Source organism: uncultured Mycobacterium sp. (assembly GCF_964249325.1).
Taxonomy (GTDB): domain Bacteria; phylum Actinomycetota; class Actinomycetes; order Mycobacteriales; family Mycobacteriaceae; genus Mycobacterium.
This window is the reverse complement of record NZ_CAXUCH010000318.1, coordinates 1-4,083: the sequence shown is the minus strand read 5'-3', so window position 1 is coordinate 4,083 and position 4,083 is coordinate 1. Positions and strand designations below refer to the sequence as shown.

General features: G+C 68.0%; 4 protein-coding genes. All 4 read right to left on the bottom strand.

Annotated features, from left to right (window positions below):
* Positions 1-40 precede the first annotated feature (40 nt).
* Entirely contained in the window at positions 41-727 is a 687-nt protein-coding gene (locus ACFE99_RS23505; protein WP_375489060.1) for a hypothetical protein, read from the bottom strand.
* Between the two features lie 10 nt (positions 728-737).
* A complete protein-coding gene (locus ACFE99_RS23500) occupies positions 738-1,649 on the bottom strand; it encodes a DMT family transporter (RefSeq protein WP_375489058.1) in 912 nt (303 codons plus the stop codon).
* Positions 1,650-1,743: 94 nt separating this feature from the next.
* Positions 1,744-2,670 carry a DMT family transporter gene (locus ACFE99_RS23495; RefSeq protein WP_375489056.1) on the bottom strand — a complete coding sequence of 309 codons (927 nt, stop codon included), beginning with the start codon at positions 2,668-2,670 and terminating at the stop codon, positions 1,744-1,746.
* A gap of 53 nt (positions 2,671-2,723) precedes the next feature.
* Positions 2,724-3,725 carry a DMT family transporter gene (locus tag ACFE99_RS23490; RefSeq protein WP_375489062.1) on the bottom strand — a complete coding sequence of 334 codons (1,002 nt, stop codon included), beginning with the start codon at positions 3,723-3,725 and terminating at the stop codon, positions 2,724-2,726.
* Positions 3,726-4,083: the final 358 nt, after the last annotated feature.

Sequence of the window (4,083 nt, the reverse complement as noted above, 5' to 3'; positions counted from 1 at the left end):
TTGCCGGTGCCGGTGGGCCCGACGATCGCCAGCGGTCTGCTCACGGCTGCCAGATGCCGGCGAAGTAGCCCACCCCGTAAGGCGCTCCGCGGTAGAGCTCCTTGGCCGATCGCGGCGCGGGCGCGGCGAGCCCGGCCAGCACCTGAAATGGCACGCGCCCGACGACCTGGCCCGGCAGCCGGGCCAAGGCGACCAGATCACCGCAGGCCAGCGCGTCGTCCAAGGCGAGTTGAACCTGCGCGTCGCGGGGGTTGTGCCCGCCGGGGGCGGCGGGGCTCAAGGTGGTGGCGCCGTCGGCGACGATCAGCACCCCGGTCGGCTCGGTATCCTTGTCGATCTCGGCGCGCAGCCGCCGGCCTCGGGCCAACGCAACGTCAACGTGGTGGTCGGGCGCGTACACCCGCACCTCGGCCGACGCCCCGGGCTGGGCCTGCTCGCGCACCCACCCGGTCATCAAGGCACAGAGCGGCATTTCGCCAGGTGGACGATCGGCCCCCGGCGACAGCCGCACCGGCAGATCGACGCCGAAGCCGGCGAAGGTGCCGACGTTGTCGGGCCCGACCACACTGTCCGCCCGACCGGCGCCGAGAGCAATCCAGCGCGGCGGCAGCGCGGCGGCAGCGGCGATCACCGCCTCGCGCAGGTCAGCTATCTCCGCGGCGGCTGCTCCCGCCAGTTGTGGGACCAGGACGGGTGCGGACGGAATGATCGCGATGGCGCCCAGCACGCCACCAAAACTAACGTCCCGGCGACATCGCAGGTTGGCGGGTGGCCGTCATGTCGTCGCTGCGGCCGAGCGCGACCGTAGCCTCGTCGCGGGCCAGCGCCACCGTGGCGGCAAGCATCACAACAACCGCCACCGCCAAGGTTGACCAGCCCGCCTGACCCGGGCGCAGGACTTCGCCGAGCATCGCAATGCCGAGCACCGAACCCAGCAGCGGCTGGCAGACCGTCAACGTCGGCAGCGATGCGGTCAGCGCGCCGGCGCGAAACGACGACTGCTGCCACACCGTCGCGCCCAACCCGGCCGACAGCCACCCGTAGAACTCCGGTGCCCGCAGCAGTGCTCCCAGGCCGCCGCCGAGCACCCCGATGACCCCTTTGGTCAACACCGCAAACAGCGCCCAGGACAAAGCCGAGGCGATTGCCAGGAGCACCGCGACGACCGGACCGGAGCGCCTGCGTGCCGCCACCAAGCACAACACCAACACCGGGAGGATCACCACAAGCGTGATCGCCCAGGTGGCCATCGAGGCCCGCGCGTGACCGGCCGACGGATGGCCGATGGTCACCACGATCGCGACGGCACCCGCCAACAACGCCGCCCACGTCCACTCCCGCCTAGTCATCTTGCGGTGATTGATGCGGGCGTTGATCGGCAAGGCGAACAGCAGCGCCGTCACCAGCAATGCCTGCACCAACAGCACAGATCCCAAGCCCAACGCGGCGGCCTGCAGGCCGAAGCCGACGGCGCCAACCAGGCTTCCCACCCACCACCAGGGGTACCGCAGCAGCCGGGTGAACAACCCCACATGACCGACCGGTTTGTCCGTCACCTGCCGCGCAGCGCGCTGATGGATCACATTGCCGATCGCGATGAACACCGCAGCGCTCAAGGCCAGAAGCGCCGCGATATCCGCCTTCGGCATGGCTGACCTCCCCACCGACTTTCTCTCGGCATACCAACTGTGGCATGAACATGCTGCGGCGCTGGGCAACGACGTGCGGCGCGCCGGGAAACCGTCAGCCGCTCAGGGGTGGCGACGACGCCGTCGACTGGTCGTCGGCTATCACGTCACGCCCCGCACCGGCCGCCATCGTGGCGGCCTCGCCGCGAGCCAGAGCCACCGTCGCGACCAACACCAAAACGGCGGCCACGATGAGCACGACCCACTCGAGGCCGTCGGCGCGCAAAGTCTCGCCGAGCACGGTGACTCCGAGCACCGTGGCCACTATAGGCTTTGCCACGGTAATCGTCGGCAGCGAAGCAGTCAGGGCGCCGGCGCGAAACGCCGACTGCTGAAAGATCATCGCGACCAGGGCCGCGAGCACCCAGGCATACAGCTCCGGTGTCCGCAGCAGCTCACCAGCGCCGTGTTCAAGCAGATCGACAATGCCCTTGGTCAGCACCGCGAACAGCGCCAACGACGAACCCGAAACCACCGCAAGCAATACCGCCGCAGCCGGACGATCCGACCAGAGCTGTGCGCCCACCACACACAACGCCAACGCGGGCCCCATCACGAGTGCCACCACCAGCCAGGCAGTCGCCGAGCCGTGAGAGTAACCGGCCGTCGGATCTCCAACTGTGACGACTACCGCCAAGGCCACGGCCAGCAATACCGCCCATATCCACTCCGGGCCGGTTATCCGATGACGGGTCACCCGCGCGTAGATCGGTAACGCGAACAGAATGACCGTCACCTGCAGTGCCGTGACCAGCATGACCGAGCCCTTGTCGAGCGCCGCAGCAATCAGACAGTAACTGGCGATGTCCCCCAATCCGCCCAGCCACCAACGGATGTCGCGCAACAACATGCCGAACAACGCCAAGTGGCCGACGGGTTGGTCGGTGATTACCTGCGCGCACCGCTGACGGATCACACTGCCGATTGCGGCTGCCAGGGCAGCGCATAGGGCGAGCAGCGTCGCAATATCGGTGTTCGACATGGGTGACCTCCTCGCCGACGTTCGGCCCGGAAGCCGTCACGCTCACTGGCCGTTCAACTACTGTTCGCCGACCGGCCCAGAAACACTCTATTGCGCTCGACACTTTCAGCAACTGCCGCCGCCAGGCCGGAACGAGCCGCTGCGCCGCTCACCGTCAATCCGCTGTCCCACGACGCCGCGGGATGCGCTTCGGCACCGGCGGCCATCGATGCGGCCTCGCCGCGGGCCAGGGCTGTGGTCGCCGCGATTATCACGAGCACCGCCGCTACGAGCACGACCACCTCGGGCCCGGGGGTCTGCAAGGTTTCGCCGAGCACGACGACGCCGAGGACAGACGCCACCACCGGCTCCGCCACGGTCATCGTCGGCAACGAGGCGGTCAGTGCACTGGCCCGGAACGACGACTGCTGAAACACCGTGCCGACGAGCGCCGCCAGCAGCCATGCATACAGCTCCGGCGCGCGCAGCACCGCTGCCAAACCCTGTTCGAGCACCTCGACTATGCCCTTGGTCAACACCGCGAACAGCGCCCACGCCGACGCCGAGACCACCGCCAGCAATACCGCGGCCACCGCTCCTGAGCAGATCCGTGCCCCCACCACACACAGCACCAACACCGGCGTCATCACCGCGGCTACCACGGCCCACGTGTGGGCCGACCCGCGCTGCACGCCGGCGGTCGGATCACCGACGATGACGAAGACCGCTACCGCGCCGGCCACCAACGCCGCCCACAGCCACTCCCAGCGGGTGACCCGGTAGCCGGTCAGCCGAGCATTGATCGGCAACGCGAACAGCAGCGCGGTCACCTGCAGCGCCTGCACCAACACCACCGAACCCAGCCCCAGGGCCACAGCTTGCAAGCCGAAACTGGCCACCGCCGCCACGCCGCCCAACCACCAGCGGACGTCGCGCAGCGACATGCGGAACAGCTGCCAATGTCCCACCGGTTCGTCGGTGATCTCCTGCGCAGACCGCTGGCGAATCACATCCCCCGCTCCGGATACCAGCGCGGCAATCAAGGCAAGCAGCACCGCGATATCCACCTTCGCGATGGGTGACCCCCTTAACTTGTCGCCGGCCGGAGGCCGTTGCGTTTCCTTGCCGTTGACTTACCGATTCGCGAGATTCCATTGTGCTCGCGACGCCGCTGCAGCGGAACAACATCAATATCGCGTGTCACATCTATCCGATCACTCGTCGGTCAACTGATAGATACCCACTACGGCCGGCGGCATCTAACAGCACACCGCCCAGACGGGCAACCGATCGTGCGCGCGCGTTGCCCGTCAAGCTGCTTCAATAAAGTGGGGACCGGTCACGAGCACGGTTCCCCGGGTTGCAGCTGATGGCGCCGCGATGCGCGGCAGGTGCGCGGAGGAATCCGTGCGAAGGGTGGTGACGGTAGGGCAT